A 20,217-nucleotide genomic window follows, 5' to 3' on the forward strand; every position below is an offset into this window, starting at 1 on the left:
ACCTTGTCAGCGCCGCTGGAATTCGGGTGAACCGATAATCACGCCCACCACCTGCGCAAGCATCCGCCTCGTCTCTTCGCCCTGTTCGCGCCGTGTGCGCTCGTCAGCTTTACCCATCTCCTCCAAATCACTTAAATCAGTCGTATCGGGTGATGTGGCAACGCTCGCTGCCTTCACTTTCTTCTCTAATTCCGGGTCGTTCAATAGGGGGATAAGGCGCTGTTCGGTAGCGCCGAAATCCCGCTCAGGCAACAAGCGCGGGGCAAACGCCCGCAATGCCGCAGCCGTGCTTTCGGGTTCATAATCATCATTGAGCGCCACGAGATCGAAACGCGTCCCCGAAACCTTTCCGGATGCCAGCGCCATTCCGAAATTCATCCGGCTCAGCAAAGACCCCGTGTTGATCCAATATTGACCGCGGTCGGGAAAACCGGTAGGTGCCTGGTAATAGTATACCTTTTCTCCCATCCGTGCGCTCCATTGGTACAACGGAAATGGACGCGTCACCTGTGCATCCAAGGCGCGAGCCGCGCTGATGGCCAATTCAAAGGGTGATTTGGTCTTTTCACGGATGACAGACGCGCTCCAGAATTCGGGTGACGACACCATAGCGACCAGCACTTGACGTATATCGCCGTCGGACGAACGAAACACTTCGGCCATCCGATCCACCAAGGTTGTCGGCGGATCATCGCTTACGAACCGTATCGCAATCTTGCGCGAAATGAAGGCGGCCGTAGACGGGTGGTGTGCCAGCATCTCTAACAACGCCACTCCTTCTTGATACCCGCTCTTCGGCCCAAATACCTTACCCATCACGGTCTTCCTGCCTGGATCATGCCGGTTCGCCGCAAATAGAAAATCCCCATCGCGCACGAAACCCTGTTTGCTCCAAGCGGTCTTCGCCATGCGTTCCAACCGCCTATATTGTTGGCTTGCGGTGTCCATCGGGTACACCGTCCAGCCGGTCAGCACCCGTGCGGCCGCTGTTACATCCTGTTGGTCGTACCCCCCATCCACGCCCAACGTATGCAATTCCATGACCTCCCGCGCGTAATTCTCGTTGATACCGCCTCGGTTTCGGCGCTTGACGACAGTGCCTTTACGGCTCTCCGCGTTGGCCGGCGCGGGCTGCTCCGCGGAACTGTTGAAATTATCAAGGTAATAAAGCATCGCCGGTGATTTGGCTGTGGCTAGCAGCAGGTCGTCAAAGTTACCTAACGCATTCGGACGTATGGCGTCCCGTTCATAGGAAAGAATGAAGCGAGCGCAATTGGTGTTGGTGGCAGATACGTTGAAATGGTTCATCCAAAAGCTGGTCATTACCTCTTGCAACTGATTGTTGGCGAAGGTAGCACGCAGCACCTTTTGATTGATTAGCTGTTTATACAACTCTTGAGGGGCTCTAAGCTCTTTTTCCTCGCGGTACCGCTGAAGCGCCTTCCGATAATCCTCACGGGAGGCGCTGGCACTCGCTGTATCGATGAAACCTGCCTGGATAGCCATACGCTGGACCTGGCCCGGCAGGGGGAACAGCCGTGCCACTTCGTCATTCTGCAAGGCAAGCGCATCATACGGAGCGAGCGTCTCCGCCAGTTGATCATCGGGCAAATCAGCGTTTAATTGTGCCAAGAACCACGCTTCAATCCCTTGATTCACCACGCTATCCACTTGTCCCGGTAACGGTCCATAGGTAAAGCGGCTTAGTAAATGTGCCGCTGCCTCCCGTTTTGAGAGGCCCGCCGCTTCATAGGGCAAGGCGATCTTGCCGGGGTGTTGCCCATATCCATGATGAGCAACAACAAGAAACAGGCAACCAAACCCCATCGAACAAAACAGACGTACCTTCATCGTTGCTTGTTTTTCTGTTTGACTAGTCAAACGGAAACAAGTTTAAACCTTTTTAGTTTTGTGCTGTTGAAATGATATGGGATTTAAAGTCATACCATCCCCAATCAAAGCGCAAACATGGATTGCGTTATCCCACTATCCCGAACTGAACGATACAAACATCCATTTTATTTTTACCCGGAAGCTGAAACATTCGGTCATGGCCGCACGACCCGTCGTCGGGTCCTTGTTTAAAAACCGGAAAAAACGCGTCTACCAGATCCTGATCAATCCGGTTTTCAAACTCGAACACAGTTTCGAAACCATGCAGCAGATTCCGGATAAGGTGTTGATCGGTTGGATTGGCCACGAGCTGGGTCACATCATGGATTACGAAGGCAGAAGTACCTGGGAAATCATTGGATTTGGGATCTCGTACTGGCTATCCAAAAAATACATCCGCAAAGCCGAGCGCGTGGCCGATCATTTTGCCGTGAATCGCGGCATGAGCGATTACCTATTGGCAACCAAAGCGTTCATCTTGGATCATACCGAACTGCCCCAGGTGTACAAGGATAAAATCGCCGCGCTATACCTTTCTCCCGATGACATTATGGCGTTAGTCGCCGAGCTAGAAAAAGAAGACGATGCTGAAAAGACGGAGATACTCGCTGACGAAACGGATACCATCCGCGAAGTGGAAACTGCGCTTCATGAAGAACGCCGCCAGACTCATCCCGGTTAAGCGTAGGCTAGGCTCTCAACAAAGTTTTCAAACGCCCTGAAATCTTCTTCCTTCATCACGCGCGGTATTTTGGTCTGTCCACCTAATTTCTTCGTCGCCTTGCTCCACTGGTAAAAGTAATCTGCCGGCACGATTTCCACTTCGATGCCCTTCAATGCCTTATCTCGGGCAACCTTGTAATTCTTATTGTTTTCGGCTAATTCACGATCCAAAAATGCTGTTACCGCCGATGCATCCAAGGCTTTATTGGTACCGATATACCACTTGTTAATGTAGTCTTCACCCTGTCGGACGGCCGCCACAGTAAACTCCAGCACGTCTACATCAAATCGTTCGCCCAACCTTTCCATAGCGGCGTTCATCTGATGCACGGACAGTTGCTCGCCCACCACATTGAGAAAATGTTTTGTCCGGCCGGTGATGATGATTTCCGCGCGCTCAACATCGGTAATCATCACCGTGTCGCCGATCATATACCGCCAGGCCCCCGCCACCGTCGAGATCAGCAATACGTATTGTACATGGGGTTTCGCCTCCTCAAGGGTCAGCACCTCAGCGTCTTGCCTGACACATCCGTGCTCATCCATATTGTCTCCGGTAAACGGAACAAATTCAAAAAACACCCCGTTGTCCACAATCAGTGCCATGGATTGGGTATCCGGCCGCTTTTGGGTAGCCAGATATCCTTCTGAAGCGAGGTACGTGTCAATGTAAATGAGCGGTTTGGCCATTAAGGTTTCAAAACTTTTCTTATAGGGTTCGAATGCCACCCCACCCGATGTATACACCTGCAGGTTGGGCCAAATGTCATGTATGGTCTTCGCGTTATTTTGACGGATGATCTCCTTGAGCAACAATTCGGACCACGAGGGGATGCCGGTCATGCTGCCGATATCCCAATTCGGCGCGTATTTGGCGATCTTGCGCACGCGTTCGTCCCAACTCTTGGTAGCGGCGATCCGCGCACCGGGTTTGTAAAACCGTCTGAACCAAATCGGTATATTGGCGGCGCTGATACCGCTGATCTCACCTTCCAGAAACTCGCCGTTGGAGGTCAACGCGGTGCTGCTGCCCAGCATCATGATTTGCTTCTCGAAGAAATCGGCAGGCAGGTCGAAATTCTTGAGGCTTATGATCTGTTGCATACCCGATTTTTTGATCGCATCGAGCATGTCATCGGTTACCGGTATGGCCTTGCTATTGGTTGTGGTACCACTGCTCAGCGCAAAGTAGCGCTGCCCTCCGGGCCAAGTTACATTTTGGTGGCCTTCGCGGAGGTAATGCCACCATGCTGCATATAAGTTATCGTAATCAAAAATCGGAACTTCCTGTTGGAATGCTTTTACCGGATCGGGGTCGGCCAAGATGTCTTCAAAACGATATTTTTTTCCGAATGCGGTATGCTTTGCCTTGTCCAGCAGGTGCCGCAACACATTCCATTGTGCTTTTGCCGGCTGCGGGTCGCTACTGATGTAACCCGTCACGTCAATTGCGCCTTTGATTAACCCTCCGATAATTGCCATGGTTTTTCCTCCTACATCATAAAGAGAACACGGCGGGAACGATTTTGTTGAAAATTGTTACTTTCGCCAATATGTTTTCGACTTACATCATTCGCATACCCTTTTCGGTATTCACTTGGGTATTGTTTATGGCAGTTTGCCACGCCCAGCCGCTATCCCAAAAAATCGCTGCCGCTTTCCATGCATTTGAAACGCACGAAAGCCTCGCTAACGGATCGGCTTCCCTTACGGTCATCCATGCGAATACGGGTGAAGTGATCTTCGCTAAACATGAGCGGCTAGGTCTGGCTCCTGCCTCCACGCTTAAAACCATCACCTCCACGGCGGCGTACCAGCTACTCGGACCAGATTATGCTTTTGAGACTACTTTATCGTATACCGGGCATATCGATGCCACGGGTACCTTGAAGGGCGATATCGTCCTTCGCGGCACGGGCGACCCATCGCTGGGAAGCGATCGCTTTCCGCAAACGTCAGACACCTTGTTGCTGTCCAAGTGGTTGCGCGCGATACAGAAGGCGGGCATTCGCCACATTGAGGGTGCCATTATTGCCGATGATCGGCTATACAATGGACAGACTGCCCCTCGGGGCTGGACATGGCAGGACATGGGCAACTACTATGGTGCTGGCATATCCGCGCTCAACTGGCGTGAAAATTCCGTAGGCATCAACTTCATCGCCGGTGCGGCTCCCAACGCGCCTACCCGCATCGCCAATACCACTGCTGACATCAGCTACCTGCAGCTGGTCAATGAAACCACTACCGGTGGTCGTGGCACGGGCGACCATGTATACGCTTTTGCAGCCCCTTACGCTTCCCGCATTTACCTGCGCGGCAGCTATGGCATCGACCTGAAAAAGACGATCTATCTGTCGCTGCCAGACGGCGCATACGATGCGGCATATCAGCTCCACCGCAAACTAGAGCAAGCGGGCATTGCACAGACAAGCGTACCGACGACAACGCATATGCTGCTCCTCGCAGGAAGCGAAGTACCTAGTGGCCCGACGGTGCTGGATACCCACCGCTCGCCTGCATTGGGCGAACTGATCTATTGGTTCAACCAGAAAAGCATCAACCTGTATGGCGAAGCGCTGCTCAAGGCCATCGCCTACCGGCAAAACGGCAAAACTGACACCCGCGATGCGGCGGAGATGCTCCAGGAATTTTGGGGGAATAAACTGGGTATTCCCGCCGGTGAACTCAAGATCATGGATGGCAGCGGCCTTTCTCCGGAAAACCGGGTGACCACCCAGGCGTTGGCACGTATCCTGGCAGCCGCTAAAAAGGAGCCGTGGTTCGCCAGCTTTTTTGAAAGCCTCCCGGTGTACAATGGCATGAAAATGAAAAGCGGCACCATTAACGGCGTACTCGGATATGTCGGATACCAAACCACAAAAGACGGCACCCCACTTGTGTTTGCCTTGCTGGTGAATAACTACCAAGGGCCTGCGACACCCATGCGGACGAGGATGTTCAAGTTGTTGGATGTATTGAAATGAGAGCGGCATGATGATTGTCAAGCGCCAAGATGCCCCTCATTTTTCAAAAAAGAATCCTACCTTTGCGCTGGATTGCTGCTGCAAAAACCAACTAAAACATGAGTAAAACGAATCGCAAGCAAGATGCGTTGGACTACCATTCCAAGGGCAGGCCTGGCAAAATCGCTGTTGTACCGACAAAACCGACACATTCACAACGAGATTTATCATTAGCGTACTCCCCCGGGGTGGCCGAACCCTGCTTGCGGATCGCTGAAAACAAGGACGATGTATATAAATACACGGCCAAAGGCAATCTGGTAGCCGTCATCAGTAACGGCACTGCGGTACTGGGTTTGGGCGACATCGGACCCGAAGCGGGCAAACCCGTAATGGAAGGCAAAGGGCTGCTATTTAAGATATTTGCCGATATCGATGTGTTCGATATCGAATTGGACACCAAAAATGTGGATGAGTTCGTCCGCATTGTCAAATGCTTGGAACCCACATTCGGCGGCATCAATTTGGAGGATATCAAAGCACCTGAATGTTTCGAGATCGAACGCCGGCTCAAGGAAGAGATGAGTATCCCCGTGATGCACGACGACCAGCACGGCACGGCCATCATCTCGGGAGCAGCCCTCCTCAATGCGTGTGCCCTGCAAAAGAAACGACTGGACAAGGTCAAAATTGTGGTGAATGGCGCTGGAGCTGCAGCGATTTCCTGTACGCGGATGTATGTGGCGTTGGGCGCTCGCAGAGAGAACATTGTCATGGTCGACAGCAAAGGTTGTATACGCCATGACCGCCCCAACTTGGAGGGCACGAAAGCCGAGTTTGCTACCACGCAAACCATCGACACCCTGGAGGAGGCCCTGAAAGGTGCCGATGTCTTCATTGGCCTCTCCATCGCGGATGTCATGACACGGGAGATGCTGAAAAGTATGGCCAAAAATCCCATCGTGTTTGCCATGGCCAACCCCGACCCGGAAATCGCATACCCCTTAGCGGTCAGCACGCGCAAAGACGTGATCATGGCCACGGGCCGCTCCGATTATCCCAACCAGGTGAACAATGTGCTGGGCTTCCCTTACATCTTCCGCGGTGCCCTGGATGTGCGGGCAACCACCATCAATGAGGACATGAAAATCGCCGCAGTAAAGGCCATCGCTGAGTTGGCCAAGAAATCTGTGCCGGAAGCGGTAAACCAAGCGTATAATACGCAAAACCTGAAGTTTGGACCGGAATACATTATCCCAAAACCGACGGACCCCCGGTTGATTACCGAGGTGGCACCTGCCGTTGCCAGAGCAGCGATCGATTCCGGTGTCGCACGTGTAGGCATCGTCGATTGGGACAAATATGCGGAGGAACTGCGCCAGCGCCTGGGTCAGGATGATCGCATCATGCGCAACCTGAGCGATGCAGCCAAACGCAACCCGAAACGAGTTGTCTTTGCCGAAGCGGATAACTATAAAACGCTCCGCGCCGCCCAAATCGTAAGAGAAGAGGGTGTAGCACTCCCCATACTGCTGGGCAATAAAAAGAAGATACAACAGCTCATCGACGAAAATCTGTTGGAGTTGGGAGATGTGCCCATTATTGATCCCGCGGAAGAAAAAGGCGGTGCGCGGTTCCAAAAATATGTCGATTTCTTGTATGCCAAGCGGCAACGACGGGGAATCTCCTATTTGGAAGCTCAAAAGCTGATGTTAGACCGGAACTATTTTGGTGCCAGCATGGTGCAGTTTGGCGAGGCCGATACGCTCATCTCCGGCCTCACCAAAAATTACGCAACCACCATCCGTCCGGCGTTGCATGTGATCGGTACGCAGCCAGGCAGCAAGCTGGCCGGTATGTATATGATGCTTACCGCGAAAGGTCCCGTTTTTTTCGGCGACACCACGGTCAACGTAGATCCGACAGCCGAAGAGCTGGTCGATATCACCTTGCTGCTTCATGAGGCCGTAAAAAAAATGAATATCGTTCCGCGGATTGCCCTGCTTTCGTATTCCAACTTTGGCTCGAACGATGGCAACACGCCCCTCAAGGTGCGCGAAACGGTGCGCCTGCTTCACGAAAAACATCCCGATATATTGGTCGACGGTGAGATGCAGGCCAATTTCGCAATGAATAGCGACCTGCTTGCCGCTAATTTCCCTTTTAGTGCATTGAGCGGAAGCCCCGCGAACACATTGGTATTCCCTAACCTGGAATCGGGCAACATCGCGTATAAATTGCTCCAGGAAATCGGCAATGCGGAAGCGGTAGGCCCCATCCTGCTGGGCATGAACAAACCCGTACACGTATTACAGCTGGATAGCTCGGTGCGCGAAATCGTCAACATGGTGACCATCGCGGTGGTAGACGTCCAATCAAGGGAACCGGTCTCCCGCAAAAAGAAATAAGCATAGCATGTATGAATACCTAAACGGCAAATTGGCCTATAAAGCCCCCACCCACGTCGTGCTCGATGTAGGTGGCGTGGGTTATCACGTACACATCTCGTTGCACACCTATGCACAAATCAAGGATCGTGAGCAATGTAAACTGTACATCAGCTTCCAGGTACGCGAGGATGCACACACGCTATTCGGCTTCGCCGAAGAAGGTGAACGCCGTTTGTTTGAACACCTGATCTCCGTATCAGGTATCGGTCCCAATACCGGCAGGATGATTCTTTCATCGATCACCCCGGAAGAAATTCAATCGGCCATCGTCAACGGCAACGTACCCCTGATCCAGCGCATTAAGGGCATCGGCCCGAAGACCGCACAGCGCATGGTGCTGGAATTGCAGGATAAACTGAAAAAGCAAGGCCCGGAGGCATTAAGTGTCGTACAAAGGCAACAAAGCGTCCCCGAAGAGGCGCTAAGCGCGCTGATCATGCTTGGATTTGTACGCAGCCAGGCGGAAAAGGTGCTCGCAAACATCCAGCAAACCACCCCTGACTTGACAGTTGAGATATTGATTAAAGAAGCATTGAAACGATTATAAAGAATTTTGTATAAATTGGTGGCGCTAAAGAGGGGTATACTGACTTATAAAAAACATCTACTTGGAAAGAACGATACCTATTCGCCTTTTTTGGCTGCTTTTGCCGTTTTTGCTGGCTATGGCCAGCAATGCCGGTGCGCAGGTTTCGGTTGATTCACTCCAACGGGATAGCGTGAAACTCCGATATCCGCTGTACGACCTACCTTTTCTCAATTTGTATCAAAAGCGGGGACCGCTGGACCTTGGCACGCCGTCCAACATCACTCGGGAAGTTATATTCGATCCGTTGAGCCGCCAATACATCATCCGCGAAAAATTGGGGAGCCGCTTTTATCGCCCGCCGCAATACCTGACGATAGAAGAGTATCAACAGTACGAGAGCCAGCTGTTGAAGCGCAACTACTGGCGGCAACTATCAGACCAGCAATTGACCGACTATCGGCAAGATCGCCTGATTCCGACCATTTATGTGCAGAGCGAGGCCTTCGAACGGATTTTTGGTGGAAACACGATCGACATCATTCCCCGCGGAAGTGCCGACATCACCATCATGGCGCAGCAGAACAAAAACGCCAACCCTATGTTCAATGAACGGCAACGTAGGCAATGGGGGTTTGATTTCGACCAGCGTATCCAAATGAACCTGACCGGGCAGATCGGTGATCGTCTGAAGCTGACCACCAACTACAATACCGAGGCACAATTTGATTTTGAAAACCAGATCCGCCTGGATTATACCGGCAAAGACGATGACATCATTAAGCGGATCGAGCTGGGCAATGTAAGCATGCCGCTCAACACCACCCTGATCAGCGGCACGCAGGCACTGTTCGGACTTAAAACGCAACTGCAATTCGGACGATTGAATGTGACGGGTATTTTCTCCCAGCAACGCTCCCAACAGCGTGAAATCACCATCAAAAACGGTGCGCAGGAGAGCGAGTTTGCGCTGAAAGCGGACGAATATGAAGACAATCAGCACTATTTCCTTGCGCAATATTTCAGGGAAAACTTCAACCGTGCGATGGCACTGGCCCCGATCCTGACCACCGATATCAACATTACACAGATCGAGGTGTGGGTCAGCAACCGGAGCAACTCCGTCGACGATTCCCGGGATGTGCTTGCCTTGATGGACCTGGGGGAGTATGAACCCTACAATACCGCATTGATCGGCCCGGGAAACACGCGCTACCCTTCTACCGGCATCCCCGGTGAGCCGGCACAGTTGATGTCAAACAACCTATTGGAAATATTGCCCCCAGATGCCCGGCTTACGCAATCCAATGCCGTGCAAGGGTTTTTTACCAGCACCGGCCGTAACGATAACTACGCCAAGCTCACCTATGCCCGGAAACTGCGCGAAGGCACCGAATATACCATCAACCGCCGGCTGGGTTTCATCTCGCTCAACATGCCGCTCAATAACGACCAGATATTGGCGGTGGCCTACCGGTATACCGCCGGGGGACGGGAATATCAGGTAGGCGAATTTTCAACCGATGTGCCGGTGACGCCGTCGCAACCCCAGATGCTGGTGGCCAAGCTCCTGAAAAACGAGATTCTCAAGACCAACTTGCCCATATGGGACCTGATGATGAAGAACATCTATTCCGTGGGGGCCTACGGTATCGGGCAGCAGAATTTCAGGTTCAACATCTTCCGGATCGAAGATGAGAGTGGCGTGGAGCGCCCGGTGATGTATGAGGGGCAGAACACCCAAAACAAGCTTTGGATACAGCTCGCCGGGCTGGACCGGCTCAATCCCCAGAATGCGCAGCAGCCGGACGGCTTTTTTGACTTCCTCCCTGGTATCACCATCGATCCCGAGCGCGGCCGGATCATGTTTCCCATGGTGGAGCCATTTGGCAATGATCTAGCCAGCCAGTTCATTCCCGGCAGCGAACAGGCGCTGATTGACAAATATACCTACCAGGCGCTATACGACTCGACCAAAGCCATTGCCCAGCAGTTTTTTCCTAATCAAAACCGCTACCTGATCAAGGGCTCGTACGAATCGGAGGTGGGAACGGAATTCCAACTGGGCGCCATCAACGTGCCGCGCGGATCCGTGCAGGTATTTGCCGGACCGGCGCCGCTCCAAGAGGGCGTTGATTTCATGGTCGACTATGATATTGGCCGGGTACGCATCCTCAATGAGGCGTTGCTGCAATCGGGCCAACCCATCCGCATCAAGATGGAAAACAACCAGCTGTTCGGCCTGCAGCAGCGCACCATGCTGGGCGGCAGGCTCGATTACCTGGTAAACGATAAGCTGCAACTCGGCGGCACCATCATGAACCTCACCGAACGGCCCCTCACCCAAAAGGTAAACATCGGTGAGGAACCGATCTCCAACACCATGTGGGGGCTCGACCTGACCTACAACTCGCCTTCGCGATGGCTTACCCGGATGGTCGATAAAATTCCGTTTCTCGATACCAAAGAGCCTTCGTCGATTTCGTTCTATGGCGAATTTGCCCAGCTGCTGCCGGGGCACCCACGGGCGTTGAACTTCGCCGGCACGCGTAACGGTATTACTTATGTCGACGATTTTGAAAACAGCCGTTCGTTCATCGACATCAAGGGGGCATTTACCTGGCAACTGTCCGGCACGCCGCAACTGTTCCCCGAAGCACAATTGATGGATGATTTGCAATATGGATTCAACCGTGCCCGGCTGGCCTTCTATAATATTGATCCGATATTTTACCGCAACATCAACCTGACACCCTCCAACATCAACAACGCCGAACTGTCCAGACACCGCGTTCGGGAAGTGCTTGAACAGGAGGTATTTCCCTATCGTGAATCGACCACCGGATTGCCGATGTTCCTTTCGACATTGGATCTGGCATTCTATCCCACGATCCGCGGACCGTATAACTATACCGCCAGCGGTGTCAATCCGGACGGTACGCTGGCCAATCCACGCAGTCGCTGGGGCGGCATGTTCCGCAAGATCGACGCACCCGACTTCGAAGCGCAGAATATCGAGTTTATCGAACTGTGGATGATGGATCCGTTCCTCACCAACCCCAACTCGCAGGGCGGCGACCTGTATTTCAACCTCGGCAACATGTCGGAAGATATCCTGAAAGATGGAAGAAAGGCGATGGAAAACGGCATGTCTCCTTCGGGAGATCTGTCCGAGATTGACGAAACCAATTGGGGGCGGGTGCCGCGCAAACAGCCGGTGATCCAGGCGTTTGATAACGATCCTACGGCACGCGCCCGCCAAGACATCGGTCTGGATGGCCTCAACGATACGGATGAACGCGGGTTTCACGGCGATTTCCTCGGCAGGGTGCAGGGCATGCTTACCGCTACCGCGGCCCAGGAATTGGGCGAGGATCCCTCTGGCGATAATTTCCAGTACTTCCGCGGTCTGGAGCTCGACAATCAAAATGCGGGTATCCTGAAACGGTACGAACGATTCAATGGTCCGGAAGGCAACTCTAAGACCCCGGAACAGTCGGTCGGCGTGGAAACATCCGCCTCCACGCTCCTGCCCGACGGCGAAGACATCAACCGCGATAACAACATGAATGAGGCGGAGGAATATTATCAATACCGCCTATCGCTCCGGCCCCAGGATATGCAGGTAGGGCAAAACTACATCTCCGACATGCACACCGCGGAGGTACGGCTTCCGGACGGCACGACCGAGCAGGTCAAATGGTACCAGTTCCGCATCCCGCTGTCACAATATCAAGAACGTATCGGTGATATCCGCGATTTCAAGTCCATCCGCTTCGTCCGCATGTTTATGACCGATTTTGCGGACACCGCCGTGGTGCGCCTTGGTCAGATGCAACTGGTACGTGGCGAGTGGCGGCGGTACAATGCGGAAAATAATAACGCCAAAGTAGTCGCCGACCCCAGCATGGGCAATGTGCCGCTGGACAACTCGACCATCGAGGTGGCCGCAGTCAATATCGAGCAGAACGGCAACCGGCAGCCCATCCCCTATGTGGTGCCCCCCGGCATTGAGCGACAGCTGGACTGGGGCAACCTGAATAATAGTGTGCAGCTCAATGAACAGTCGCTTTCGCTCGATGTCAAAAACCTCCGCGATGGGTATGGTCGCGCCGCTTACCGGACCGCCACCAACGATTTCAGGGCGTATGGCCGCTTGGAAATGTTTATCCACGCCGAAGGAACCTATTTGCAAGATGGAGATTTCAGGGCTTTTATACGGGTCGGCACCGACGACCAGTACAACTACTACCAGTATGACATGCCGCTGAAGATCACCCAACCCGGCACACGTGACGCTGAGCTGATCTGGCCGCAGGAAAACCGGATGAATGTCCGCATCGGCATCTTTCAGGAAGCCAAGGAAGCCCGAAATCGGGCCATGCGCGATGGCCAACCTTGGCCCATCAATGAGCCCTTTACCTTTTTTGACGGCGAAAACCGCGTGACGATCGTCGGCCAACCCGATATCAGCAAAGTACGCTTCTATATGCTCGGGGTGATGAATCCGCTGCGCGGCACCGAGGTAAGCACGGCTAACGACGATGGACTGGACAAATCGGGTCTGTTTTGGTTCAATGAATTCCGGCTCACCGATTTCGACGATAAGGGCGGGTGGGCCGTCACCGCCCGGATGAATGCGCAACTGGCCGACTTCGCCAACGTTACGCTATCGGGAAGCAAAACAACCGTCGGCTTTGGGTCCATTGAGCAGCGCATCGGCGAGCGTAGCCGCAGCGACGATTTGTACCTCGACCTGGTGACCAGCGCCGAATTGGGTAAGTTTTTCCCCGTCGACTATGGTTTGCGGATCCCGCTGTTTTTCAGTTATACCCGGCAGGTGGGCACACCCGAGTACAATCCCCTGATGCCCGATATCGAACTCAACAGCGCCCTGGCCAACCTGTCGCGCAACCAGCGGGATTCACTGCTCCGCGTGACACAGGATTTCAGCACCCGCAGGAGTTTCAACCTCACTAACGTGCGCAAGATCCGTACGGACATCGAGAAGTCGGTGCGACCATGGGATATCGAAAATTTCAGCGCCACGTACGCATATTCGCAGTATTACCAACGCGATTACCTGACGGAAACGGCGCTTCAGAAAAATTATCGCGCAGCGCTGGACTATACCTTTTCCAGCAACGATGACCTCTCCTTTGAGCCGCTCAAGAAACTGATCAAAAACAAACATCTCGGCATCCTGAGTGACTTCAACTTTAATCTCATGCCCTCGTTGCTCAATTTCCGAATCGATGTCAACCGGATATACAATGAGAATACCCTGCGGGAAAACAATTCGGCAGACAATTTCCTGCCTGCCATGGGTACGTTGTACAACAAGAACTTTACGATGAATCGCCTCTACGGCATCAGCTGGAACTTAACCAAATCGTTGAAACTCGATTTCAACGCGACCAACTATGCGATCGTAGACGAGCCGGATGGACGCATCAACGGGCTCAAGCGGGATACGCTGTGGGAAAATTTCTGGCGGTTGGGCCGCACCACCGATTATAACCACATGATGAACATCACGTATTCCCTGCCGATCCATAAACTGCCGGGATTGGACTGGATAAGTGTTGAAACCCGCTATGGCACACAATTCAACTGGCAGACCGAGCCGCTGCTATCCATGCAGAGCCCCGACATCGACATGGGCAACAGCATCCAAAATTCGCGCACCATTCAGCTGAACCCGACCTTCAACATGGATGGCCTGTATCGCAAATTCGGCTTTATCCGGAACAATACCGGACTGGACGCCAGCGGCACCGCGGCATTCTTCACGGGCTTACTGACGAGCATCAAAAACATCAACGCTGCTTATACGCGCGTGCAAAACACCTTTCTGCCCGGATATTTGCCAAAAACCAACGTGCTGGGCTATGATTTCGATCACAACGCCCCCGGCTGGGGCTTCCTTTTCGGAAGCCAGCGCGACATCCGCCAGCGGGCGGCGGCCAACGGCTGGATCACCAACGATACCTTACAGACCCAGCTGTACATGACGTCGCTGACGGAAGACCTCTCCATGCGTGCGATACTCGAACCCATACGGGATTTGCGTATCGAGCTGACCGCGGTAAAACTGAATAACCGGAACTATAGCACATCATTCCAGTATTCCGGACAGGCAGACGATTTTGAAAGCCTTACCCCTGTGACCACCGGCAATTACAGCATTTCGTACCTCGCCATCGGCACCGCATTCAAGGATCACGAATCGCTCTTCCGCAGGTTTGAGCGCAATCGCCAAACGGTATCGGAGCGGCTTGGTCAGCTGAATCCCAACTCCTCGGGACAAAACGAAGGTTTTGCCGATGGGTATGATCGCACTGCTCAAGACGTAGTGGTCAATGCGTTTCTCGCAGCTTACCGCGGCAAGGATGCGGGGCGTTCCCGGCTTGGCAGCTTCCCTGAAATCCCCATGCCCAACTGGACCATCGCCTATAGCGGATTGAACAATATCCCCCTGTTCAGCGAATTCCTCACCTCACTTACGCTCCGCCACGGTTACGACACGCGCTATTCTGTCAATGGGTATAACTCGGTGATCCGGTATGATGAAGCCGGTGGCTTCCCGTCGGAACGCGACATCAATGATAACTTTTTGCCGCAATTCCAATTCCAGCAGATATCCATATTGGAGCAGTTTACACCGCTGCTTGGTTTTGATGCCCGCTTCAAGAACAACCTGACGACCAATGCCGAATTCCGCAAAGCGCGCACGCTCAACCTCAGCCTGCAAAACAGCCAGTTGGCGATGCTCAGCGACCAGTCCTTTGTGTTTGGCATGGGTTATCGGGCCGTCGGGTTCCAGATGCCCTTTGGTTGGTTCAACAATTTCAAATTGAATAACGACCTCAACTTCCGCCTGGACGTTTCGATCAACGACCTGAAAACGGTCGTGTACCGTTCGGATATCAACGAGGCGGAGGTGTCGGCCGGCAATAAAAGCATCTCATACCGGCCTTCAGTGGATTACATCATCAACCAGCGATTCAACATCCGGCTATTCTTCGACAGCAATTCCGTACGGCCATATACCTCACAGACCTTTGCGACGTCGTATGCCAATTTCGGGTTTAATTTGAGATTGATGTTGCAGTAATAGGTAATTGGCGCAATAAGCAGTTAGAAAGTCCAACGGAACGGTAACGCTCACTTCGTTCACGCCACTAGGTTCCTTTTGGACTTTCTAAACTGCTTGAGGGGAAGGGTCTGTATTATTTTACTAACGTTCCCCAAAAACTGATTTCAGCAAGTAAAATACGCGGGGGTTGAGTAGGATTGAAATGCTCCAAGCTTCTGAATCGGATGTACCTTACGGTAGCATCGGGATCGGCCGAATCGGCGGGTACAAATTCAAAATCTAACCCATTATCAGAAAGCGCAATATCTTCACCTGTAGGAGCCTGCCAAGGATCGGCCATTCCATTACCCGACGGTTGAACACATTCAAATTTACCCAAAAGCGTCCAACTACCGTCCAGACTGCCATCCGGATTTGGGTCTAATGATCCGTATATTTCAAATACCCTCGGATGACCTCTGTTCCAACGATCGTCATTATTGTTCCGCGGCCACAGCTTCATCTTAGTCAGTTTTGCTTTCAGACCTAAATCCCATGTAATTGTACTTGGTAAGGTTGCAGGATCCGCCGAGTGCATGAAATTAGTTGTGTTTTCGTCCCATAATTGTGTTAAGGGATAACTACCATTGATTTCCACATCACCTGGCATACTCTTGGCCACCCAGTTAGTCTTTGGGATCAATAATACCGGATCAATCATTGTTTCGACCGTTGTCGCTTGGAATACATCTACTGCCAGCGAGTCCGGTTTATGTGTCGTACTGTAGGATAAAGGCATATCGATGTCGAAATATGGAAGCAGCGTTTCGGTTTCCAAAGTATCGACATCCGTGGTCTGGCTGTCACCGTTTATATCCGTCCAGTTCAGGTGGATACCTACTTCAGAGCTTTCGGCTATTCCCCAATTCAGTTTAAGATCTTGTCCGTCATAATAAGTACTCTTCAACAAACGATTAGTCAACAAGCCCCGGTAACTATCGCCATACACCGTACCCATCATTTCAATAGGAATAGACTTATTCCCTTCATCGTCATAGGTGTGAATCATAAATGAATAGGTGCCTTCACTAATCGGATCGATAATATAGCTGACCGTATCCATGTCTGCATCCACCGGCAGTTCGACCGAGTCGGTGTAATTATTCCAGAATATTCTTGCTTTCCGTATTCTGGGATCGGTACCTCTCAGCCACGATATTTTAATGCGATTGTCGCCGGAATACGCAATCGGGACATGCGCCGGCCCGGGATATATCAATCCGTTTGGAACGATATAATCCTCGTAAATATCCGTTTGGCTATCGCATGAAGAGAATCCCAAAATGACCCCAATAAAGATGACAATTAGTGTATTCTTCATCACAAGTGATTTTTAATGAGTTAAGTTTAATTGATTAATTCTCCCCAAAAGCTCAATTCCAAAACATGAACCGTCGAAAATGCCGCATTGGAATAGGTAGATACGGTCCTGAACCTAAGATACCTGACTGGGGTGAACGGATCCGGGGCGAAATCACTGACGGCAAATTCAAACTCGATGCCTTCATCTGCAAAGGCAATGTCTTCCTGGGTAATTTGCGCTCCGGGCCCGGATGGCTTCAAACTCTCAAATCGTCCGAGCGGTATCCAACTATCGTCGAGTTCTCCGGTAGGATTGGGCGAAACAGAACCCCATATTTCAAATACTTTGGCATGTCCTCTGGCCCACCTGTCATCTGCATGCTTGCGCGGCCAATATTTTAAACGGCTTAACTTGACGGTCCTTCCCAGATCCCAGGTGATGTTGTGCGGAAGCATTTGGGTTTCCAAACCATGAAATCCATCCTGATCATAATTCTCATCCCAGATTCTTGTTGTTGGGTAACCTGTATTAACCGGAGGTACATCGCCGGGCAACGTATAAGCGTTCCAAGTGGATTTGGGAATAAACTCTTCAAACCATGGTGTCACCTCGGCTGTAACGGTATCTGAAAAATTACCCCATCTATCGCGAATGTACATCGCAAACTCTTGTTCTTCAGGAGCTAATCCGTCAACACCGCGATAGGTAAACGTTCCTTTTGGCGTAGCGGTATAATACGTGATTAACTCACTCATATACCCCAAATTCGCCGTATCCGCCATCAATACGATTGCTAAATTTGCTTCTTCAGGATTTTCAAAATCGATCGCTACTCCTCCGAACGTATCCCTGAACTTTTTCGTTGCCAGTTGTACGGGAGCCGTTGTTGGGTTAATTTGTACAATATGAGGTGCTGATTCTTTTTCATTTTTCCCAACGGCATATAGTTTAACGTCGTACGTGTCCGTAGTGCCGAATCCTTCCAGCACCAAGGAATCCGTGAAGTACGAAGATTTTGTTTCGCGTATGACCCCGGGTTTGATTTCATATTCAGCACGGACGTAAAGCAAATTTTTATCTACCGGTAATGTATATTTCAATACAGCTCCGCCCGGTCTGTTTTCTACGGTTACATTGGTCACCTGACCAGGGGCTGCTGCAGTATCGTCGATAAAATCAATACGACCCTCTTCCTTGCAACTGATCCATAGCATCGACATGAGCAAGATACTGATAGCTATAATTCTATTTTTCATCTGTGTATAATTTTATCGTTACCACCCAATATTTTGTACTAAGTTTGGATTCACTTCAATATCGCTGGTTCTGATGGGCCAGAAATAGTCGCGGATGCCAAATGTTTGGTTTAACAAAAGCTGCGGTTGGTACATCAGCCGGTTGACTTCTTCTTCTGTCCCGTCAACGGTGGATACCATCATGTTCCACCCTTGCAGCGGGGTATGGTATTCAGTCGGTGCAGTTTTCCACCGCCGAATATCCCAAAAGCGTTGTCCCTCGAACGAAAGTTCGATCAAGCGTTCCCGTTGTACAATTTCACGCATACCCACCTGGGTGTTGTATTTCTGGTTATTAGCATAGGTATCCCACGATTCCTTCACGCCCTTTAAACCAGCACGGGTGCGAACCAGATCGATATATCGAAACAGTTCGGCGCTATTGGATCCGTTGGGACCTTCGGCTTCGTTTATCGCTTCGGCATATAATAGGTACAGATCGCTCAACCGCATGACAGGCCAGGCATAACTTGGTGAAGATATGCTGTTGATCGCATTGAACTGTGCCTCATACGGGATGAATTTTTTAGGGATATAGCCCGTCCAGTTACCCTGTCCCTGCGAGCCGTCTGTTTCGCCCACTTTAAAGGCAAGGTACCGTAACGATGATGCATCTTTATCATTATATTGCCCCGCTCCGAACCACACACCTCCATCGAAGCCTACCCATGCATAAAAACGGGGTTCACGATCGAAATGCATATCGACCGTGGTTCTTCCCTGCCGGATATAAAGTTTATCCGCTGCCTGTGCGGTTCTCAGGTTGTAAAGATCTCCGATATTCCTCGTTTTATCCTCCTTAAGCGGTACGCCATTTTCCGTGTAAAACATTTCGGCAATCTTGATCGGCATACCCAACCACTGGCAAACGTCGTTGCTATTGATATAATCCGGATTTAGCTTCGGCATGGATGCATGGATCATCCCCCCACTTGTAGGAATTGAAATCATTTGTGTGTTTGCCCAGATAATTTCACTACTTGATCGGAAATTAAAAGCATTCCGGAGGGTTACATTCAAAACGGTTGTATCGTTGTATCGGTTGGCAGCATCGTCAAACGCATATAACCTGATCCCTGCTTCATGGCAAATATCAATCGCTTCCTTGCATGCGGCTATTGCCGATTCCCATTTTTCGGATTTGAATGTTGCGTCGAACAGGGGTGTGCCGTCATGGTTTCTCAACGTTGCCTGATCATTATTACCGTTGAACAACGGGCTTGCTGCAGTTACGAGCACTTTTGCCTTCAGTGAGAGCGCGATGGGTTTGGTAATCCGTCCATAGTCGCTTGCCGGATCCAGTATAATCGTGGGCAGCATATCGCCCACACATGCTTCATCCAATAATTGCACGATGTAATTGAAACACTCGTCGACCGGCTCCCGTTCTACTTTCACAGCATACACATCCGCATCTACCGGCATATTTTCCCGGATCAGGGGTATCGGACCGTACATCTGTACCAGACTAAAATGATAATAGGCCTTCAACACTTTTGCCTCAGCGGCCCATTGCTCGCGCTCCCAAGCAGGCAAGTCGGGAACTAAATCGACATTTTCCAAAAACGTATTGCAAACACGCAACGCCTCATACATACCGCCCCATCTTGCAAGTACCGGACTGGTAGCATTTTGCAATCCTTCGCTTATATCAAGGCCGGCAAGTGAAAAACGGCCAGCAAAATGGGTGGTTCTTCTGGTCCATATGTCGTCTCCTCCTAATGTGGTCGGATCACCCGATCCTCCATTTTTTGGCATATACGAATAACAGGTCGCCAAATATTTAAGGGCTTGTGTTCTCGAATTGAATGCCATATCTAAGGTAGCAATACCGTCGGGTACTACGTCCAGCCAGTCGCTGCAAGCGGTTAAGCTCATTATAGCGGCAAATATTATGATTTTTAATTTTTTCATGTTGCTTAT

The 20,217-nt window shown here is 51.4% G+C and carries 10 protein-coding genes; 5 read left to right on the forward strand and 5 right to left on the reverse strand.

From position 1 onward, the window contains the following. Positions 1-6 precede the first annotated feature (6 nt). Entirely contained in the window at positions 7-1,851 is a 1,845-nt protein-coding gene (locus ACMGDE_RS10425) for a DUF1800 domain-containing protein (RefSeq protein ID WP_436832726.1), read from the reverse strand. A gap of 76 nt (positions 1,852-1,927) precedes the next feature. On the opposite strand from ACMGDE_RS10425, the gene ACMGDE_RS10430 reads away from it, so the two are divergent. After that, positions 1,928-2,575: a hypothetical protein gene (locus tag ACMGDE_RS10430; protein WP_436832727.1), complete on the forward strand. Its 648-nt coding sequence runs from the start codon at positions 1,928-1,930 to the stop codon at positions 2,573-2,575. On the opposite strand, the gene ACMGDE_RS10435 is transcribed toward ACMGDE_RS10430, so the two are convergent. Beyond that, positions 2,572-4,098, reverse strand: coding sequence for a GH3 family acyl-acid amido synthetase (locus ACMGDE_RS10435; protein ID WP_436832728.1), 1,527 nt, complete (start codon positions 4,096-4,098; stop codon positions 2,572-2,574). The two genes, ACMGDE_RS10430 and ACMGDE_RS10435, sit on opposite strands and share 4 nt — an antisense overlap. Before the next feature lie 47 nt (positions 4,099-4,145). On the opposite strand from ACMGDE_RS10435, the gene dacB reads away from it, so the two are divergent. From dacB to sov, 4 genes are all read left to right on the forward strand, one after another. Beyond that, positions 4,146-5,603 carry a D-alanyl-D-alanine carboxypeptidase/D-alanyl-D-alanine endopeptidase gene (dacB, locus tag ACMGDE_RS10440; protein ID WP_436832729.1) on the forward strand — a complete coding sequence of 486 codons (1,458 nt, stop codon included), beginning with the start codon at positions 4,146-4,148 and terminating at the stop codon, positions 5,601-5,603. Between the two features lie 98 nt (positions 5,604-5,701). Then, positions 5,702-7,990, forward strand: coding sequence for an NADP-dependent malic enzyme (locus ACMGDE_RS10445; RefSeq protein WP_436832730.1), 2,289 nt, complete (start codon positions 5,702-5,704; stop codon positions 7,988-7,990). 7 nt (positions 7,991-7,997) lie between these two features. Then, a complete protein-coding gene (gene ruvA, locus ACMGDE_RS10450) occupies positions 7,998-8,579 on the forward strand; it encodes a Holliday junction branch migration protein RuvA (protein WP_436832731.1) in 582 nt (193 codons plus the stop codon). 118 nt (positions 8,580-8,697) lie between these two features. Next, positions 8,698-15,675, forward strand: coding sequence for a T9SS outer membrane translocon Sov/SprA (sov, locus tag ACMGDE_RS10455; RefSeq protein ID WP_436833117.1), 6,978 nt, complete (start codon positions 8,698-8,700; stop codon positions 15,673-15,675). Between the two features lie 115 nt (positions 15,676-15,790). On the opposite strand, the gene ACMGDE_RS10460 is transcribed toward sov, so the two are convergent. Genes ACMGDE_RS10460 through ACMGDE_RS10470 form a run of 3 tightly spaced genes read right to left on the reverse strand, consistent with a single transcriptional unit; the run spans position 15,791 to position 20,208 of the window. After that, positions 15,791-17,017: a DUF4998 domain-containing protein gene (locus ACMGDE_RS10460; protein ID WP_436832732.1), complete on the reverse strand. Its 1,227-nt coding sequence runs from the start codon at positions 17,015-17,017 to the stop codon at positions 15,791-15,793. Between the two features lie 26 nt (positions 17,018-17,043). After that, entirely contained in the window at positions 17,044-18,255 is a 1,212-nt protein-coding gene (locus ACMGDE_RS10465) for a DUF4959 domain-containing protein (RefSeq protein WP_436832733.1), read from the reverse strand. Positions 18,256-18,273: 18 nt separating this feature from the next. After that, positions 18,274-20,208, reverse strand: a complete 1,935-nt coding sequence (locus ACMGDE_RS10470) for a RagB/SusD family nutrient uptake outer membrane protein (protein WP_436832734.1) — start codon at positions 20,206-20,208, stop codon at positions 18,274-18,276. Positions 20,209-20,217 lie beyond the last annotated feature (9 nt).

It is taken from the genome of Parapedobacter brassicae, assembly GCF_051400755.1.
Lineage (GTDB): Bacteria > Bacteroidota > Bacteroidia > Sphingobacteriales > Sphingobacteriaceae > Parapedobacter.